This window comes from Paenibacillus sabinae T27 (assembly GCF_000612505.1).
Classification (GTDB): Bacteria; Bacillota; Bacilli; order Paenibacillales; family Paenibacillaceae; genus Paenibacillus_AQ; species Paenibacillus_AQ sabinae.
In genome coordinates, this window is record NZ_CP004078.1 from 3,709,411 (window position 1) to 3,727,607 (window position 18,197).

General features: G+C 44.9%; 21 protein-coding genes, 3 tRNA genes and 1 riboswitch. Of the genes, 7 read left to right on the top strand and 17 right to left on the bottom strand.

Features of this window, described 5'->3' with window-relative positions:
- Positions 1–16: 16 nt before the first annotated feature.
- The 5 genes from PSAB_RS17140 to PSAB_RS17160 form a co-directional block, all read right to left on the bottom strand.
- On the bottom strand, positions 17–1,540 hold the full coding sequence (locus tag PSAB_RS17140) for an ABC transporter substrate-binding protein (protein WP_025335817.1): 1,524 nt from the start codon (positions 1,538–1,540) through the stop codon (positions 17–19).
- A gap of 87 nt (positions 1,541–1,627) precedes the next feature.
- Entirely contained in the window at positions 1,628–2,515 is an 888-nt protein-coding gene (locus tag PSAB_RS17145; RefSeq protein ID WP_025335818.1) for a carbohydrate ABC transporter permease, read from the bottom strand.
- A 16-nt stretch (positions 2,516–2,531) separates the two neighbouring features.
- Positions 2,532–3,500, bottom strand: coding sequence for an ABC transporter permease (locus PSAB_RS17150; RefSeq protein WP_025335819.1), 969 nt, complete (start codon positions 3,498–3,500; stop codon positions 2,532–2,534).
- Between the two features lie 203 nt (positions 3,501–3,703).
- On the bottom strand, positions 3,704–5,305 hold the full coding sequence (locus tag PSAB_RS17155) for a response regulator transcription factor (protein ID WP_025335820.1): 1,602 nt from the start codon (positions 5,303–5,305) through the stop codon (positions 3,704–3,706).
- Positions 5,290–6,996 carry a sensor histidine kinase gene (locus PSAB_RS17160; protein WP_158442599.1) on the bottom strand — a complete coding sequence of 569 codons (1,707 nt, stop codon included), beginning with the start codon at positions 6,994–6,996 and terminating at the stop codon, positions 5,290–5,292. The genes PSAB_RS17155 and PSAB_RS17160 overlap by 16 nt, the downstream gene beginning before the upstream one ends.
- Before the next feature lie 316 nt (positions 6,997–7,312).
- On the opposite strand from PSAB_RS17160, the gene PSAB_RS17165 reads away from it, so the two are divergent.
- The 5 genes from PSAB_RS17165 to PSAB_RS17190 all read left to right on the top strand — a co-directional run bounded on the left by PSAB_RS17165 (position 7,313) and on the right by PSAB_RS17190 (position 10,717).
- Positions 7,313–7,519 carry a helix-turn-helix domain-containing protein gene (locus PSAB_RS17165; protein WP_025335822.1) on the top strand — a complete coding sequence of 69 codons (207 nt, stop codon included), beginning with the start codon at positions 7,313–7,315 and terminating at the stop codon, positions 7,517–7,519.
- Between the two features lie 403 nt (positions 7,520–7,922).
- Positions 7,923–8,315, top strand: a complete 393-nt coding sequence (locus tag PSAB_RS17170; RefSeq protein ID WP_025335823.1) for a sigma-70 family RNA polymerase sigma factor — start codon at positions 7,923–7,925, stop codon at positions 8,313–8,315.
- A 50-nt stretch (positions 8,316–8,365) separates the two neighbouring features.
- Complete coding sequence (locus PSAB_RS17175) at positions 8,366–8,566, top strand: helix-turn-helix domain-containing protein (protein WP_025335824.1); 201 nt, start codon at positions 8,366–8,368, stop codon at positions 8,564–8,566.
- Between the two features lie 592 nt (positions 8,567–9,158).
- On the top strand, positions 9,159–9,428 hold the full coding sequence (locus tag PSAB_RS17185; RefSeq protein ID WP_025335826.1) for a helix-turn-helix domain-containing protein: 270 nt from the start codon (positions 9,159–9,161) through the stop codon (positions 9,426–9,428).
- A 77-nt stretch (positions 9,429–9,505) separates the two neighbouring features.
- Positions 9,506–10,717 (top strand): tyrosine-type recombinase/integrase, encoded by a 1,212-nt coding sequence (locus PSAB_RS17190; protein WP_025335827.1) that lies wholly within the window; start codon positions 9,506–9,508, stop codon positions 10,715–10,717.
- A gap of 167 nt (positions 10,718–10,884) precedes the next feature.
- Here the strand turns inward: PSAB_RS17190 and PSAB_RS17195 are convergent.
- Both PSAB_RS17195 and PSAB_RS17200 read right to left on the bottom strand, forming a co-directional pair.
- Positions 10,885–10,970: transfer RNA gene (locus PSAB_RS17195), tRNA-Leu, on the bottom strand.
- Between the two features lie 139 nt (positions 10,971–11,109).
- Positions 11,110–11,454, bottom strand: coding sequence for a WGxxGxxG family protein (locus PSAB_RS17200; protein ID WP_025335828.1), 345 nt, complete (start codon positions 11,452–11,454; stop codon positions 11,110–11,112).
- A gap of 131 nt (positions 11,455–11,585) precedes the next feature.
- Between PSAB_RS17200 and PSAB_RS25990 the strand changes: the two genes are divergently transcribed.
- Entirely contained in the window at positions 11,586–11,741 is a 156-nt protein-coding gene (locus PSAB_RS25990; protein ID WP_193373902.1) for a hypothetical protein, read from the top strand.
- On the opposite strand, the gene PSAB_RS17205 is transcribed toward PSAB_RS25990, so the two are convergent.
- On the bottom strand, positions 11,738–12,010 hold the full coding sequence (locus PSAB_RS17205; RefSeq protein ID WP_025335829.1) for a YolD-like family protein: 273 nt from the start codon (positions 12,008–12,010) through the stop codon (positions 11,738–11,740). The genes PSAB_RS25990 and PSAB_RS17205 overlap by 4 nt on opposite strands.
- A 163-nt stretch (positions 12,011–12,173) precedes the next feature.
- A complete protein-coding gene (locus tag PSAB_RS17210; protein WP_025335830.1) occupies positions 12,174–12,689 on the bottom strand; it encodes a hypothetical protein in 516 nt (171 codons plus the stop codon).
- A gap of 176 nt (positions 12,690–12,865) precedes the next feature.
- Here PSAB_RS17210 and PSAB_RS17215 point away from each other — a divergent pair, with 176 nt between their 5' ends.
- Entirely contained in the window at positions 12,866–13,270 is a 405-nt protein-coding gene (locus PSAB_RS17215; protein WP_051529877.1) for a NucA/NucB deoxyribonuclease domain-containing protein, read from the top strand.
- Between the two features lie 2 nt (positions 13,271–13,272).
- On the opposite strand, the gene PSAB_RS17220 is transcribed toward PSAB_RS17215, so the two are convergent.
- The 8 genes from PSAB_RS17220 to pyrF all read right to left on the bottom strand — a co-directional run bounded on the left by PSAB_RS17220 (position 13,273) and on the right by pyrF (position 18,055).
- Complete coding sequence (locus PSAB_RS17220) at positions 13,273–13,722, bottom strand: ASCH domain-containing protein (protein ID WP_025335832.1); 450 nt, start codon at positions 13,720–13,722, stop codon at positions 13,273–13,275.
- Between the two features lie 240 nt (positions 13,723–13,962).
- Positions 13,963–14,049: riboswitch (cyclic di-GMP riboswitch) on the bottom strand.
- Between the two features lie 282 nt (positions 14,050–14,331).
- Positions 14,332–15,036: an Ig-like domain-containing protein gene (locus PSAB_RS24660; protein WP_084266553.1), complete on the bottom strand. Its 705-nt coding sequence runs from the start codon at positions 15,034–15,036 to the stop codon at positions 14,332–14,334.
- 54 nt (positions 15,037–15,090) lie between these two features.
- Entirely contained in the window at positions 15,091–15,909 is an 819-nt protein-coding gene (locus PSAB_RS17230; protein WP_025335834.1) for a protein-glutamine gamma-glutamyltransferase, read from the bottom strand.
- Between the two features lie 138 nt (positions 15,910–16,047).
- Positions 16,048–16,121: transfer RNA gene (locus PSAB_RS17235), tRNA-Ile, on the bottom strand.
- A 54-nt stretch (positions 16,122–16,175) separates the two neighbouring features.
- Positions 16,176–16,252: transfer RNA gene (locus tag PSAB_RS17240), tRNA-Met, on the bottom strand.
- An 81-nt stretch (positions 16,253–16,333) separates the two neighbouring features.
- The gene (locus PSAB_RS25995) at positions 16,334–16,498 is read right to left on the bottom strand and encodes a hypothetical protein (RefSeq protein ID WP_165094904.1); all 165 of its coding nucleotides are present in this window, start codon (positions 16,496–16,498) and stop codon (positions 16,334–16,336) included.
- Positions 16,499–16,700: 202 nt separating this feature from the next.
- Entirely contained in the window at positions 16,701–17,342 is a 642-nt protein-coding gene (gene pyrE / locus PSAB_RS17245; protein WP_025335835.1) for an orotate phosphoribosyltransferase, read from the bottom strand.
- Positions 17,339–18,055 carry an orotidine-5'-phosphate decarboxylase gene (gene pyrF / locus PSAB_RS17250; RefSeq protein WP_038597286.1) on the bottom strand — a complete coding sequence of 239 codons (717 nt, stop codon included), beginning with the start codon at positions 18,053–18,055 and terminating at the stop codon, positions 17,339–17,341. Before pyrF ends, pyrE begins: the two co-directional genes overlap by 4 nt.
- Positions 18,056–18,197 lie beyond the last annotated feature (142 nt).

The window sequence follows — 18,197 nt, forward strand, 5'->3', positions numbered from 1 at the left end:
ATATTTTTATTTGAGCTTATTTATTGGTTTTAGCCCATTCATCCAACTGGCGCTGCTTCTCGGCGATAATCTTGTCAACACCGGCTGCCTCCAGCTTCTTCAAATAATCGGGAATTGTTACCGCTGGATCTACAGCACCGGTGACGATAACAGGTGAAAATTGTTGGCTTACGTTGTTGACCGCAGTAATCTCGTTTTTCACTGAATCCGGAGCGAACACAAAGCCCAAGGCAGGGGACTTCTCCGCTGATTCGTTGAAAGTCTTATACTTACTCCATAAATCGGGGTCTTCCTGTTTCCACAGATAGGTATTCATTTGATTTCCAAACATCCAGGATTGGTTCAAATTATAGCCTGAATTTGCCGAAGTCACACCTTGCGGATAATCAATGATATTGTCTGACACTTTGGTATAATGCGTGCCTTCAATGCCCCAGTTCAGAAGGTTAATTAAATACTTATCCGTATAAAGCAGGTTAATGAACATCATCGCCCGCTCTGGGTCAGATGACGTAGTTGGAATCGCCAGCATGGAACTTGTAGTATCGCCTGTCGTCATGAACGGCTGAGTCAGCTCTACAGCAACCATAGGCATTCCTGTATTACGGGATTCTTGCAGTTCAATTCCTGGTTTCATGGAAACGGCATAAGAAAAAGCTTTACCCGCCTTTACTGCATTGGCCACACCGTCATTTCGTGTAGGGGCGTCTTTGTTGATAAAACCCGCTTTGTACCACTCGTTCATCAACTTGGCCAGATCCATATACTCTGGAGTCGCAACCATATTCACAACCTTGAGATCAGTTGTTCCCCGTACGACCCCTCCTGGCCCATCTCCCAGACCGTCATATTGCAGCATTTGTGTCAAAGGTGAATTGTTCGCTTCCGCCTCAATAGGAGTCATTCCCGCTTCACCGGCTTTAATTTTTTCAAAGACTGGCGTGAAATCCTTGAGTTCCTTCAAAGTGCTTGTGTCGATGCCGTATTTCTCTACCAAGTCTTTGCGCATGACGATGCCCCGGGTGGAGGCGAACTCCTTGTTAGTAACCACGCCATATATTTTCCCGTTAATTTTCCCGCCCTCAACCACTTCAGGATCAATGATTTGCTTAATATCTTTACCATAGGAGTTTATCAGGTCATCTACCGGAATTATCTGCCCTTTGGCTACTTGCTGGCCAAGACCTTGCCACGAAGAAGTCCATATCACATCAAAGGGCTCCTGGGAAGCAAACATCAGATTGGTTTTATCGTTCCATGCGCCCCAATCAATCGGCCGAAGCTCTATTGTGGCGTTGATTTTCTCCTGCAAATACTTGCTCATCGCCTCATTTACCGCATCCAGATCCTTGGGTGTGCTGCCCGGGAAAGCCATTACCAGATGGTAAGGCTTAAGTCCGCCCGCTGTTTCATCCGGATTGTTGCCTTGTGCTGCTCCAGTGTTGTCCGGTGAATTATTCGTATTTCCCGAACATGCGGACAGTGCCAAAGAGACCATCATCATTGAGGCAAACAGCGTTGAAATATACCTTTTTTTCACATTAAACCCTCCCTGTTCATCTATATAATGTACGAAACTCTCTGCAAGCGGCAACCGTGGGCCGGTAACCGATTTCAGAACTTCCGGTCAACCCTTGATGGCACCGATGGTCAGACCTTTCACAAAATACTTCTGGAAGAACGGATACGCCAGCAGGATGGGTCCGATTCCGATGATCGCCATCGCCATACGCATCGTTTCCTGGGGGGTAGATTGCATAAGCGAGGCGGCGTTGGTATTCTGGGAATTCTGCGACAGGAACTGAATATTTAATAAAGACATGTTAAGCATATACTGGAGACTGAAGAACTTAGCCCTGGACAGGAACACCAGACTGTTATACCAGTCATTCCAGTAGGCAATGGTATTAAAGAGACCGATCGTAGCAAATACCGGCTTCGATAAAGGCACGACAAACTGGGCAAAAATCCTTGCTTCGCCGGCCCCGTCAATATGCGCGGCTTCGATCATCGTCGGTGGGATCGTTGTTGTGAAAAAGGTTCGCATAATCAGAACGTTGAACCCATTCAGCAGGAGACCGGGTATGATCAACGCCCAGACCGTGTCTCTAAGGTCAATAAACCGGGCGTAGACCAAATACCAGGACACAAGGCCTCCATTAAACAATAGGGTAAAGAAAACAAAGAAGGCAAAGGCATTGCGGAAAGGAAGAGTAGTTCTCGAAAGCGGATAAGCCAACATTGCTGTAAGCAGCAGACTCACAATCGTACCCACAACAGTTACAATTATGGTGACCCCGTACGAACGGAATATGACACCCGGGTCCAAGATGAATAGATAATGGTATGCATCCAGACTAAATTTCTCCGGGAAAAAGGAATACCCATTGGCAAGTATCGATTGTTCATCCGTTAAAGACGCGATTAGCACCAGGAGCAGCGGTAAAATCATTAATAATGAAGTGATTCCAAAAAACAGATGGATCACCCACGATTCTTTCTCTTTTTTGTTCATAACGATATCCCCCTCTTTAGAAAAGCGCGTTGTCCCGGTTAATTTTACGCACGACATAATTAGAAAGCAGCACCAGCAAAAACCCTACCAAGGACTGATATAATCCGGCTGCAGAGGCCATCGATATATCTCCAAGCTGCATAAGCCCTCGATAGACATAGGTATCAATTGTGTTAGTGACAGGCAGCAAGGGACCTGAATTCATCGGCACCTGGTAGAAAAGACCGAAATCGGAATAGAAAATCCTCCCTACCGCCAATAGTGTCATAATGGTCATGATCGGAACCAGCAAAGGAATAGTGATATGCTTGATTTGCTGCCATTTGGTAGCCCCATCAATTTTTGCCGCTTCATAGTATTCCTGATCAATGCCGACGATAGATGCAATGTAGACAATTGCCGAATAACCGACACCTTTCCATACATTGACCAGAATAAGGATCAGCGGCCAATACTTAGGCTCCATGTACCAATACACTGGGTCGATATGGAGCAAAGGAAGGATGGTCTTATTCATAAATCCGTATTCAGGATTAAGCATTCCGTACAGCAGATAAGCTACGATAACCATGGATATGAAATAGGGAAGTAGCAGAGCACTCTGATAAAATCTGCTGATTTTTGACCGGATCTCATTGAGAAGAATCGCTATGCCAACCGAAGTAATTAATCCAATGATGATAAAGGCTAGATTATACAAAATCGTATTTCTAGTGATAACATAAGCATCCGTTGTTGCGAACAAATATTTGAAATTGGCGAACCCTACCCATTCGCTGTGTAGAATTCCTTTAGTAAAGTTGATGTCTTTAAAAGCAATAATTACGCCGAACATTGGCAGATAATTATTAATTAGCAGATATAATATGGCCGGCAGCATCATTAGATATAAGGCACGGTGCTGGCGTACTCTTTTCCATATTGTACTTCTCTTCTTAACAGGCTCGTTAATAAACTCGCTTGTAATTTGCCTCGCATCAATCATGTTATTCCCCTCCTAGTATTTCTTTTAGTCTGTATGGTTTGGGTATTACGTTTCTCCCTGTGTATTGAATTATAAAGGTTCTACAGCGTTCCCCCTACCACTGGGGTTACGTCTTGATACAACAATTGTTACCTCTTTATCTGCATCTTTCGCGATAATACGACAAAAAACCGGCTTCCGAAGAAACCGGCATTGGGTTGCCCCTAAAGAGCTTTCCTAAACTCCTGCGGCGACACCTGATAAACCTTTTTGAACATTTTTGCGAAATAGGAAAAATTATCGTACCCAAGAGAATTGGCGATTTGACTGATATTGTCTTTGGTCGTTGTCAGTAACTCTGCCGCACGCTCCATTCTTTTCTGCAGAATATATTCCGACAGCGACATCCCCGTCTTCATACGAAATAATCTGGATAAATAGGACGGGTTTAAGTGTACGACATTCGAGATTTCATCCCTGGTGATTTCATGGTGCAAATTGACCAAAATATAGTTCTGAATCTTGGCGACGATACTGTTGTTCAGCGGCTCTGCTCTTCCGGGTTCTGCTAACGTTATAACAGCCCGAAGAATTCCCTCCATCCATTGCTTTAGATGGGCTGAAGATCTGGTGACCTCCAAAGGGTCTGAAGTTAGGCCTTGATCATATAGAATGTCAGGAGATATCCCTTTACGCAGCAGCACATAATAAATAACCTGCAGCAGCCCATGAAATACGTTGGTCAAAGCCTCCCGCTTGCCATGCTGCTGCCTGATCCAGTCATAGGTTTCGTTTAAGAGCAGTTCGATCTGCTGCATATCGCCGGACTCCAGACTCTCTGTCCAATGCAGAAATGAAATTCCACCTGGTTCTTTATCGCTATCTATTTGCTCCGAATAAAACAAAACCTGTTGATGCCGGGTGATGTTGGAATACTCCATTTCCAGCAGTTCATGATATTTCAGGCTAATATCCTTAATGGAGGAAACCTCACCTATATAACAAGAGACCGAGCAGAAGAAGTATACCTGGCAAGCCTCGATATACTCGGCGCACCGCCCTTTCCATAGATCATACCCGGGATTCTCTTTGTCCTCCAAATAAAGAATAATCAGCATATTGCCCAGTTCATCTTTGATGACATGGCCGGCATGATCCGGAAGGATAACCTCTTCGGCCGCTTTACGGAGCGCATAACCCATCAGTTCTTCATCAAAGGCACTGAATTGCTTCTTCCACTCCTCAATACTCAAGAGAATAAGCAGCAGATTATCTTTGGCGGCCAGTGGTAGGTCAAATGTACGTATGGTCTGCTCCAATTTCTGCTGCTGCAGATTGCCGTTTCCGTTCATCATCTCCTGCCAAAACGACTTTATCAGTTCCGGCTTTTGCTGATGCCACAGCTGATAATACTTTTTGAAAATTTCCGCTTGTGTGTTCAAATTCCGCTTCTCCCGGATCTCACCAAGATTATTGGCTACCACTTTCTCCATCTCTTCATAAATGACAGGCTTAAGCAAATAATCCCGGACTCTCAGTTGCAGTGCGCGCTGGGCATATTTGAATTCCGCGTGGCAGGTAAGGAGTATGCTCTTCAGACCAGGATGCTCGGTGTTCGCCCATTCTAGCAGGGATAACCCGTTCATCACTGGCATTTCAATATCGCAGATCATCAAGTCTATGGGCTCGTGATCTAAGATTCCTTTGGCCTGCTGGGCATTATAAGCCTCATGTATTTCAAATACTTCTAACCGTTCCCAGTTCACCCCATCCACGATTCCCTTTACAGCATGGATTTCGTCATCAACAATTAATATTCTGAACATTCTAAATCCTCCTTCGGCACAACTTTCTCAACTGGCAGCTTAAGAGTAACCTCAGCCCCGCCTTGCGGGTTGTTTGCAAATTTTATACTGGTCTCGGCACCATAAAATAAATTGCAACGGTGGTGCACATTCCTGATACCGATATGGCGGTCGAATTCCTCGCGGAAATATTCACCGGATTGCAGCTTTTCCAAAATAGAAGCATTAAAGCCAATCCCGTTATCCGAAACCTTGATTACCAGGTAATCCTGAACTGTGCCAAGAATAGTTCCATAGGTTTCAACATGTGTGCTGATTTCTATGGTAAATGGTTCTTCATCGATATAATTGAATCCATGCTGTATGGCATTTTCCACAAATGGCTGCACTGTCAATGGCGGAAGCTGAAAGGATAGCACATCCTGAACTCCCTTTATGCGATATTCAAATCCATCGGGAAACCGGACCTTCTGAATGATTAAATAATTCTCAATATGATCCAATTCCTCCTGTAAGGAAACGGATGTAACATTCGTACGGATTGTAAATCGTAAATGCTGAGCCAGATGCAGTGTCAGCTTCTGTACCTGTTCAATATTATTTACCTGTGCAAGACTATAAATTAAATTCAAGCAATTCGTAAAGAAATGCGGATGAATCTGCGCCTGCAAATGCCGCAGTTCCGCTTTTTGGGTGTTCAGCTTCTCTTCATAAATATCAATCTTCAAATCCTCGATTTCACCCGACATCGCATTAAAGGTTTCACTGATATTGTTGAACTCGGTCAAGGTGGACGGCTCAAGACGCAACATGAAGTTACCTGACCTCATGTTCTGCATGCCTTTAAGCAACCGATGAACAGGCAGCGCAATCGAACGGCGAATGTAGTACAAAAAGATGACTAAAATAACAATCGCAAGTACTGGCGTAATATATATCAAATACTGAAAGAGCGGGAGCTGCTCCAGTAAGCTTTTTACCGGCAATAGCACAGCCAAATAAATATCGGCAATCTGCGATTTCCGGCTCACCACCATGATCTCCGAACGGTCGTCTCCGTATTTCATCAGACTATACAATTTGTTGTCTTCCGTCAGGGCCTGCTGTAAATCGGCGGAAGAAATTTGGCTTAAACTTGAATCCTCCACATTTGCCAGTATTGTGCCGTCGGAGGAGGCTATTAGTAGTTGTCCCTTAAGACTGTCAGAATTGAGATTATTAAATGGCTTCAAGTAACGGTTCAAATCTACCCATACTCCTAGATAAGATTTCTCACCTGTCTCCATAATCCGGAATAACGCATATTCTCCACCGATATTAGATATAATCCATGTCTGGGTGAGCGCCAGTTGAATTTCTGGATTTTCCATAATTTCTGTCAACTTCGTTCGTATTGCCTCTTTGCGCATATATTCTATATTTTGTTGAGCTGCAAAGATCAGCGTCTTGGTTTTGGAATTGTAGGCAAAAAAAGCATTCAAATCCGAGTAATACGTTATACTCTGAGTGAGCGTGGTAAAGATGTTAACTTCATTGTAGGCGGATTCCTTACTTCCCACAGGATAAGATCCGAGTGAGAGTGAATTTACATCGAGCAGAGATGACTTTAACAGGTATTTTTCCGCTTCGGTCAATCGTTGATCGATCTGGTCCATATTAACACCAACCATATTTTTATTGGAGCCCGCCACTTGTTTTTGAACGACTTTCATAGAATATCCATTGTTGATTACGAGCAGAAAAAATAACGGAACGGTTACCAAAATAAATCCTATTATGATCCGAGAACTCAGACTCGACTTTTTCATGTTTTTCTCCTCGAAAATGAACTGGTGAATTAATTAATCAATACGTTCCTCCTATTTTCAAAAAGAACACTAGCAGGTAGAAGATACAATTCTTCAAATTGCACAAACGTTTGCACACAATACTGAGAAAGATTATATTATAATGGAAATCACTATTACTCAGTATTATACCCTCCTTTTATTTAATCATAAAAGACCGAACAAAGGAGGAATAAAAATCATGAATGAAATTATTGATCTAATTCATTTAGCACAGAGAGGAGATAAACAGGCTGAAGCAGAACTTGTTAAACGTTATGAACCATTAATCAATAAGTATTCACGACAAAATGGAATTCTCAATGAGGATTGCAAGCAACAGTTGACAATTGAGTTTATTTTAGCTATCCGCCGTTTTGATCTTGATCGATATGTAAAAGCAAAATAGCAACTTAAAATGGATTAAATTCAGAATTTAAACTCTGACATGAAAATGCAATGGAGTTCTATAGGTCTCTATTAAACTTGTTTCACGGGTAAGTAAAATCATTAAATAAACGTCTGCTGACGGTCTTTACCGTTTAAGCAGACGTTTATTTTTTGTTAACAAATAAAATTACATATAAATTCCATATAAATTCCATAGATACTAAAAAGTTGAGTATTAACGTCTCTTAAAGAAGAAATCTACTACGAATAATTTTAGTTGCAACCAGAGTATTTATACATACACCCCATAAGTCTATCAGCCGAATTTTTATACTTTATATTACATTTTTTTCATTATTTTGTTTCAAGGTTGCCTTTTTCTTGTTTTTTCCCCATTTGCATAATGAGAGGAGGTGTTAATATTGAGAATTAATCATAGCCACTTAGCCGTTGAAAAAGGATTTAGTAGCTACGTTAAATTATGCCTTCAGCATGCTAGTAGAGACTATTTCAAAAAAATCTATCGAGATTCTTCCAGAACCAAATCACTTGACGATATTACTTCAGGAGTAAATATCACTTTTAACATCTATACAACTATTCCAACTAGAGTCGAAGATTATGAAATTCTTTTTCAAGCAATAGGAAATTTAAGCACTTTTGAGAAAAAAATATTGTATCTGAAATACTATCAAGACAAAACTGATCTGCAAATTGCCCAGACCATTGGAGTGACAAGACAGGCTATTTCCAAATCTAAAACTAACATTTTATTAAAGCTTAAAAATCAGATTAATATAAATACTGAAAACTAAATCCCCGCTCCTTATACTGCCCCGAATACATTAATAAAAGGGGATAACACATGAACGAGGTAATTGATTTAATTGAATTAGCTCAAAATGGTAACCAGCAAGCTGTAGTAGAACTTATTGAACGTTATGAGCCACTTATCAATAAATATTCAAGACAAAATGGTAACATTAATGAAGACTGTAAACAGCATTTGATAATTGAATTTATTTTAGCCGTTCGTCGTTTTGACCTTTTTAGATATAGTCACTAAAAATAATGTCTAGATTCTGAGCCAAATTATCAATGTAAATTATACTTTTCATTTTACGATTTCACTGGATTAATTGACATATTCTCATGCTTTTCTTGGCAATAGGGTTGCCTTTTTTTGAAATAATTCCATTTTATAAATGAAGAGTATTCAATGTTGTAGTGAGAGAGATCCTCTTCGTTGTCCTTTGACAACTTATAATTATATTTCAAACACTTTACTCTTGTATCCGTAAACACGGAAGCGACGAAGCGGAAGCGCCATGACAACCTGAAGCAGATCATGAAATTGATCCTCCTCCAGATTAGAGCGACTACTTTCCGGCTAAAATCTATCTATGGTGGATAGATTCGCAATGACCTGCAAGAGGGATAATGATACTTCTGCCTGGCCAGCGTCACGGCATTGGGGGCAGCCTGCTCGGATGAGGGGGAGCTTCATTCTAATAGAGGAGCTATGATGTCGCTTAACCAACGACAGTTTGGAATATTTCCTTCAACAAAATAACTACTGTTCTTTGCCTTATTCCCTTATAGCTATCATTACCATTTTTTTGTTTCATCAACTAAACAACTGAAGTGGAGGTTAGATTATGAATCAATCTACACTTAGTCATATTAATCAACAAGTTATGTATGATCTTTTATTTCAGCATTATCCTGACGTAGTCAATATCCCAGAAATGTGTGAAATGCTAGGCGGAATAAGTAGTAAGACTGCCTACAAGCTTCTGCAAGAAAATAAAATAAGTCACTTCAAAATTGGACGAAACTATAAAATCCCAAAAATAAATATCTTGTTATATCTAAATCTATTTACTTTTACATTTGAACGGCCCCACTTCGACGCTTTACCGCATTGAATCACGCTTTCTTTACGTGTTATAATTAATGCGTCAATGGTAGGATCAATGCGGGCTGCTATGAAGGAGGAATACTCATGGTAGCAGGCCACCTACAAGAAAAAAAGGGTCTTTTTTATATGGTCTTGAATTGCAAGGATGAAGAAGGTAAGAGAAAACCAAAGTGGATTCCTACTGGACTTACGGTGAAAGGAAACAAAAAAAGAGCAGAAGCATTGCTATTAGAGACAAGGAGGGAATTTAGTCTTCTTTTAAATGCTACTGAGAAAGAACTGATAGTTGAAGAAATTATCGAAGAAATGCCAGCCGAAGAGCCAGTTGATCAGGGCCCCCTATTTTCTGTCTTCATGCTTCAGTGGCTAGCAATGATGAGACACAAGGTTGAATTTATCACTTACGCTTCCTACCACAATGTTATAACTAATCATGTGGTCCCTTACTTTGAAGAAAAGGGTTTCTTTCTCAAAGAATTATTACCAAGTCATATACAAGATTACTATCAGTATGAGCTTGACGAAAATGGAGTGACAACCAACACGGTTCTCCATTATCACGCCAATATTCGCAAAGCGCTAAAACATGCTCTCAAGAATGATTTAATCAACACTAATCCGGCAGATAAGATTGAACGACCTAAGAAGAATGATTTTGTCGGTAGTTTTTACAACAAGCAGGAGATTAATTTTCTGTTTGAAAAAGTAAAGGGTGAACTTATTGAACTAGCTGTTATTCTTGCTGCTTTTTATGGGTTGCGGCGAAGTGAAGTAGTCGGATTAAAGTGGACAGCTATAAATTTTGAAAACAAAACGATTAATATTCGTCACACTGTAACTCCGGTTTATTTTGAGGGAAAAGAGCACATCATTGAAAAGGATCGAACTAAAAACAAACCGAGTCGCCGCACCTTGCCTCTTGTGCCAACCTTTGAGGAATTACTGCTGCGTATTCGTGAGCTTCAAGCACTCAATAAAGCCATATGTCGTAAATCCTACTGCACTGATTACGAGGAGTATATCTATCTGGACAAGTTGGGACAACGAGTTAAACCCGGCTATATCACACAAAACTTTACTAGAACTCTTAAAAAAAATGGTTTACGTCATATTCGCTATCACGACCTGCGTCATAGTTGTGCAAGCCTCTTACTCGCAAATGGAGTCAGTATGAAAGAAATTCAAGAATGGCTGGGGCACAGCAACTATTCTACAACGGCAAACATTTATTCTCATCTAGAGTACAGTTCCAAACTATCTTCTGCATCAACGATGAGCAATGTTCTGATCTTTTAATAAAAAAGACCGCATTGCCCTCAATACTACATGAGAGTCATGCGGTCTTCTCCTCTTCTCTCCTTCGGAAAAAGGAGAGAACTACAGGAGAGAACTCTATAAAAAGTTCTCTCCCAAGCTGTTTCGAAAACCAAGGTTTTTCGGAAAAAACCCTTATAAATCAAGGATGCCGAGGACGGGGGTCGAACCCGTACGGTACTCACGTACCGCAGGATTTTAAGTCCTGTGCGTCTGCCAATTCCGCCACCCCGGCAGGGGTAAAAAATCATATTCCGCATAACGCGACAAGATATATAATATCATGGTTCAGGGTTTGGCGCAATCCCTTTTTTTTCACAAAGCATGACCCGCACCAGCGGTTCGCCGATACGGGCCATCGTCCTGCTTCAAAATTAACGGTGTTCGCGATTTCTGTTTCTCATGCCCGCCAGACCGAACAGACCGATCAGACCGAGCCAACCCCAAGAGTAGTTATTCCGGTTGTTGTTGACTGCAGTGGTACGGTAAGCGCCGGTGCGTGTTGTGTTCACGAGCGGAGTAACCGTATTGTCGTTGGTACGCAGCGTCCCTACGCCTGTAGGATAGGTTGTGCCGTCTCCGCGGTACATATCATTGGTACCATGGATCGCGACACTTTCCTCCCCAACTGTAGCGGATGCGTCCGATGCATACCCGACACCCATCAGACTCATCGATAAAACAGCGGTGCATGCAAAGCTAGCCATCAGCTTGTTCAAAGGTGAGTACCTCCTTGTAGTGTGAGTCGCTGTTATCTTCCCCCTTAACGCCCCGTTCTATGCAAAAGTGAAATGTCGCATGATTTTATCGCCAGACGGGAACACTAATCTGCGGAAAGGTGGGATGAACTATGGATATACACAGCGACAGCTACAAAGTAGCAGCACTGGAGGACCAGCGGGATGCCGTCGAAATCATCCAAAATGCCGAAACCCGCATCGCACAATTGACGGGCAATCCGGTTACGTTGATCGCATATGAAAAAAGCAGCGGTCCCGAAAGCTAACCGGGATACACTTCCAAAATACGGTCCAGCCCGATCCACTTCCATTCGTCTGCCCATTGCAGCTTAATTTCCCGCGAATGGGCATGAATGGAGGTGATAAATCCGCTCTGCTGCAACTCCTCAACCGAATCGTACCAAACAACCGTCACTCGAACATGCTCACGCAGCGACAGCGACAGCATCCTTTCCATCTCTTCCCGTTTCCGTTCATCCGTCAACATCATTCGGCTGTTATCAAACAACCGGTTTCCCTCCAGTTTCTTCCCCAAAGGGAGTCGCCTCCTTTAAAATCAGCCATAAACAGGAACGTATGTTTGTATTATAACCACTTTTCGGCATTCTAATCAACCATGAAAAAACAAGCGAAAAAGGCGCCATCAGCTGATTAACGCTGCGCGCCTTGTATAGACGTTTAATTCCGTACTATTCGCTTTACTTCGGTTCAAGGAGCCCGATCGCTTCTCTCGCCTGATTAAGCTTGGAGATCCCGTACAGCATGACAATATCGGCATTTTTGTTCATTTGATTGAACTGCTCAGCGGTTACGTCGGGTGAATCGGCGCTTTGCGAGGCTTCTTTCTTGATTTCATAGGCTTTTTGAAAAGAGTCCTTGGCTTCGTTCAGCAGCTTCTCCACGTTATCCGGAAGTCCGGGTGCAACCTCGACGTCATCCGCCTTATCCGACAAATCAGAGGCCGTATCCTGAAACTTCTCAATCGCCTTCTCCAGCTCGTCCGCCGTCAGACTGCCTCCTGAATATGAAGCCAGCGCTTCATTGAAGTCATTCAGAGATGTTTTTGCGGTTTGATCAAGCGAAGAGATCTCATTATAAAATTCCTGAACGCTCTCCTGCACATCCTCATGGGACAATGCAGCCGGCTCTTTTCCGCCGCAGGCGCTGAGCAGCACAAGGGCAATTGCTGCGCCTGCCAGTAAGGCTTTTCTCATTTCTACTATCCCTCCTTTTAAAAGGATAGAGAAGATTGCGGGAATGCGCAACTAAAAAAAATGGGAAATGCTATGTAAACAAATCCTTAAAATGAATTATAATTAAATTCTACGATTTACATAAGAAAAGGAGTAGAACATTGCGTAAACAAAATCGGATCACAGCTCTTCTTGCCATGCTTCTGCTGCTTTTGCTGCTGTCGTATCTTGCCGAAAGAAACGGGTGGGATTTCAGGAACGCTCCTTCTTCCGATAAGGAAGTGGTACAGCTGATTTTTCCATCAGACGAGTATCCGGAAACGGCAAAGCATATTGAAAAAGCGATCGAGAGAGGCGAGTCCAGCGTATGCACGATCAACCGTGAAGGAGCTGAAGAGAACCGCCGGGAGTCGCTGAAGGGAATTCCCACCAAAAAACATTATGATCGCGATGAATGGCCCATGGCCATGTGCGAGGAAGGCGGAACGGGAGCGGACATCGCATACATATCCCCAGCCGATAACCGTGGTGCAGGCAGCTGGGTCGGCAATCAGCTGGAGAAATTGAAGGATGGGACCAGAGTAGAATTTATCTTTCGATGAACTCACAAAAAATCATGTGTCTCCTCCCAATTCCAGAGCCCCTGCATCCCTTTGGCCGGAATCGGCTTCGGCAGCCGCCGGACATCCGCAAGCTCCCAGGCGAATCGGCCTAATTCAAACAATCCGAATGCTTTTTCAAGGTCGCCGATGACGATGGATTGCGATGGGCTTTCAAGCATTGCCGTTTCACCGTAAGACTCGGTGACCTCAAGACAATCGGCCAGCCTGCATACCGCCACCACGCTCCCTGTCGGCAAGGTATCCGCTGTGTATCCGTGTTTTGCTAGTATACTGCGGAATGGTTCTTTCTGGCAGATGGCCTTATCCACCTTTTTCCCGGCATGAATGGCGATGGCATCCCGGTGCTGTGTAGCCCAGCTTCTCGTTTCGAATTTTTTCTCTCCAAGTGCAATCAGGGTCGCCCAAGGCTGCCATATCGTGATACACCGCAAGACTAACCGCTCCTCTGTACTTCGCTGACTCAAGAAAAAAGCACCTAAAATAGGTGCCTCTTCTGCTTAAGCATTCAGTTTGCTTCTATGATACCCGATCTTGCTACAGATCTTCGATCTCACGCTCTCGCACATACAATCTTCAAGTAGAGTTTCGTTAAACCCCAACCAAAAAGAATGCCAATACTTTCCCATGCTTCTCCTCCTTCATTTCACATAAATCTACGGGAGGTGCGATTATTCGGGAGCTGGCTGACATACGGATTTCTCCACTTAGTCCCTTTAGCTTTGCGTCACTGATTTTCATCAGCTTTGCCTTTTTCGTACGATTTATGTGACTATGTATACAGGAACATTTTAGCATAGACAAAATAAAGAAGACAACGGTCTTAAGTAATAATGCCTATTACATGCTTGGGAAAATGAACAGTGCCTGGGTATTGCGTCCGGGACATCCCACAGTACAGAACTAAATTATAAAATCCCCTCCGGTCTACAGTGTTGATTCATGCTGTCATGAACTCTTTTTTCACTGTCTGCCAAGAGGGGATCATACTGATTTTCAACCGTCAAACTGCCTGTCTCGATATTCGGGCTATTGACCTTTTACTACGGAGCCACGGTGGGGACGTTAACATCATCAATGTTGATATGGCCCCAGCTGCCGGTGGCGTTATCGACAATCTTGATGTAGCACTCCGTACCGATGTAATCTGAGGCATCCCAATAAATTCGGGTATACGATTCCTGGTCGAGTCCGGTTGCTTTGAACAACTCCTTACCGTCAGAGGCGCGAACGAGCGCAACATAGAGATCATAATAATTGTTGCCCCCTCCGACCAGTAAATTGATCTGTCCGTTGCCGCCGAGAACGAATTGCTCAGATCGCATAGCCCCGGTCTGACTGTCGTTACCGCTTTGGGCCCCCCACAGATGCTTGGCGCCATTCTGGTTGAACGGGCCGCCCCAGCCCCAGTCGTTGGCCGTCGTCACATCTTGGGCGGTGAAGGCGTCGCCGGACAGAATCGTCCAACCGTTCAATCCGTCTTCAAAATCGTGATTGGCGAGTTCCCCATGCGCCGGTTCCGCCGTGACCGTTACGGCAGTCGTCGCGGTGAAGCCGCCGATACGCGTCTTCGCGGTGATCGTGGCCGTGCCGACCGATTTCGCCGAAATGTTGCCGTTCACCACTGTCGCCACTGCCGGGTTGCTCGATGTCCAGATGACATCCTTGTTCGTTGCATTCGCCGGCGTTACGGTCGCCAGCAACAGCTGGCTGTCGCCCTGAATAATCGTCTTGCTCGGGTTGACTATGCACTACCTGAAACAGGCTAAATCCATAATTTGACCTATAAATAACTTTCTTAGCTACATTCTGTAATTATGCGAACCGATTTTTATGACAACTGTATAGCCTGTATAACGGCCTGCCGCTGACGGAAGGCTTCTTCCCGCGGATAATCTCCGCAAATACTCAAAGTCCGGGCTAAACGTCTTATCCAGAAGATAAGCAGATGTTCTGCTTCCAGGCACTCTCTTTCTGTTCAGAACGGTAATCATTCCCTCGGTGGTGGTAATACCGATTCCATGCCCGTAATACATTCCTTTGTCCAGTACGATAACGTTCTCGCCCTGCCATTCCGGCTTGTTCGGGTCATGGTCGGGATTCTTGAAATACTGCACATCACCGGGATAGGCTTCCTCCCTGTTATTGATCGCAGTTAACTGTAAATCTCTGTCATACTGCCAATCATAGAGCAGCAGGTTTCTAAAGTACGAATTAAATACCTCTTCACCCAGCGCATCAAGGACTCCCTTATATAAAACAACCACCACGGCTGTTGCGCACTCAAAGGCATACATACGGCCGTTCCGGAAAATATCATTGATCGCGTCGGACGGTAAGACCCCGTTATTTAAGAGGAGTCCTCCTTTATTGGTACGGGACCAAAAGTAACGATTGCCCCTGGTGTTCTCAAACCGGACAAAGGTCACTCCGCTTGCATCGAGCGCGACAGCCGCTTCAACAATGCGCCTTCTCATATTCAGCTCAAATGCGAGCGCAGCGGGAGATTCGTAAACATAGGTTTCAGGACTTCTCTGCTTCTTCTCCACTATCTCTCTCTCCACACCCGATAGCGTTGACATATCGATTCCGTTCTGGTCGCCGTTCAGAAAAATAATCACCGCTGTTCCTCCATTACTCGTTTTTCTCTGGATATGTGTTATTGTACATGGCGCCGACCAGGTATGTGCGAAATATGCGATTTTTGATATCCTTACATAGCAAAAAACCCTTGGCTTACGCCAAGGGTTTTAGTGTAGTGGGCCCTGAGGGACTCGAACCCCCGACCAATCGGTTATGAGCCGACCGCTCTAACCAACTGAGCTAAGGGCCCTGATCAAAATATCCGTATGCAATAAGTACTGTTTGAACTTGCACGTAAATGAATTGGTTGCGGGGGCAGGATTTGAACCTGCGGCCTTCGGGTTATGAGCCCGACGAGCTACCGGGCTGCTCCACCCCGCGTCAGTAATCATATTCAAACAGCGACAATAAATAGTATACATCACAACATGGTGTTAAGTCAAGGAAAAAATGTTGCCATTTTTAAGGAAGAAAACGGACCCCGTATTTCCCTTTGCGCGAACGGTAAATTTCCACCAGCTGCAGATCATGATAGCCATAAATCCAGCCATCCTGTTCGAGCCGCTTGGCTAAACAGCCCGCCTGAAACCTTGTTCTGAACAGCTTGGCGAAATAAATCCAATTCATGATGCGCTCTTCCCCTTTCATGGCCAGTTGTTCAAGTCCTCAACGATTGTTAGCTTGCCCATTTTTTTAAAAAACTTACGGGACCCGTTCAAGTTCTCCGAAATAGCACAACCACATAACCTGATGAAATTAATGAATAAACCGCCCATTGCTGGACGGTTTTAATACAAGTCGTTATATCATCCGCTTCAACTAAACAATATTATTTCCCGAATGAGGATGGATCACGTCTCCACGATTGCAACAGTTCGACGTCTTCGGCTGCGATTTTGCCTTGACCGAGCGCGACGTCGATCAGGGTGCTGTAGTTGGACAGGCTTTGCAGCGGAATGCCCGCCTCACTGAACGCATTGGTCGCACGATCCAGTTCATAGCTGAAAATCGCCAGTACCGCAAGCGGTTCGCCTCCCGCTTCTTGAACCGCCTGAGCGGCTTTCAGCGAGCTGCCTCCGGTGGAGATCAGGTCTTCGATCACGATGACCTTTTGACCAGGGGAGATAATGCCTTCGATCTGGTTCTGTTTGCCGTGTCCTTTGGCTTTGTCGCGGATGTAGGCCATCGGCAGATTCAGCTTGTCCGCCACCCAGGCGGCATGCGGGATGCCGGCGGTTGCGGTTCCGGCAATAACCTCCGTACCGGGGTATTCGGTAGCGATCAATTCGGCGAAAGCGTCGGCGATGTAGCTGCGGATTTCCGGATACGAAAGAGTAAGCCGGTTATCGCAATAGATCGGGGACTTGATGCCGGATGTCCATGTAAAAGGCTCCTGCGGGCGCAGGGCGACCGCCTCGATCTTCAATAAGTAAGAGGCAATTTGTTCACTTCTGTTCAGCAATGGACTCACGCTTTGATCATCTCCTCAATAATTTGCTCTGCTGCCTGACGCGGGTCGGGAGCGGCCGTAATAGGCCGTCCAACAACCAGGAAGTGGCTTCCCTGACGGATCGCCTGGCCAGGTGTCATGACGCGGCTCTGGTCGTCCAGCGATGATCCGGAAGGCCGGATGCCAGGGGTGACGGTGCGGAATGCGGGACCGCAGGCAGCCGATATGGCTGCGGCTTCCTGAGGCGAAGCCACGACTCCGTCCAAGCCGGCGGCTGCGGCAAGCTTCGCGTACCGCACGACTGTGTCCGGCACTTCGCCGGGAATGCCGATCTCATTGTTCATGACCGTCTGGCTGGTGCTGGTGAGCTGGGTCACCGCAATAACCAGGGGACGGGCAAGCGCAGGGTTCTTGTGCAGGGCCGCTTCAATGCCCTCTATTGCGGCCGCCATCATGGCCGAGCCGCCGGATGCATGGACGTTGAACATATCGACGCCAAGGGCTGTCACACTCTCGGCTCCGCCTTTTACCGTGTTCGGGATATCATGCATCTTCACGTCAAGAAATACGGAATAGCCAAGGGCCTTCAGCTCTCTGACAAAATCCGGACCGGCGGCGTAGAACAGCTGCATGCCGACCTTCATGTAGCACGGGATGCCTTTCAGCTTGCCGATCAGCTCTTTCGCCTGCCCGGCATCCGGATAATCAAGCGGGATCATCAGCCGGTTGGCCATGCTCTCCCATTGCGTGTTCTGTGTGACGGTATTCTCCTGCGCCGCAGCTTCCTGCAGTGGCTGCCTTTCTCCGGTCATAACAACACTCCTTCGCTGTAAGCTTCAAAGGTCCGGGCACAGCGGAACGGTCTGCGAGATGACG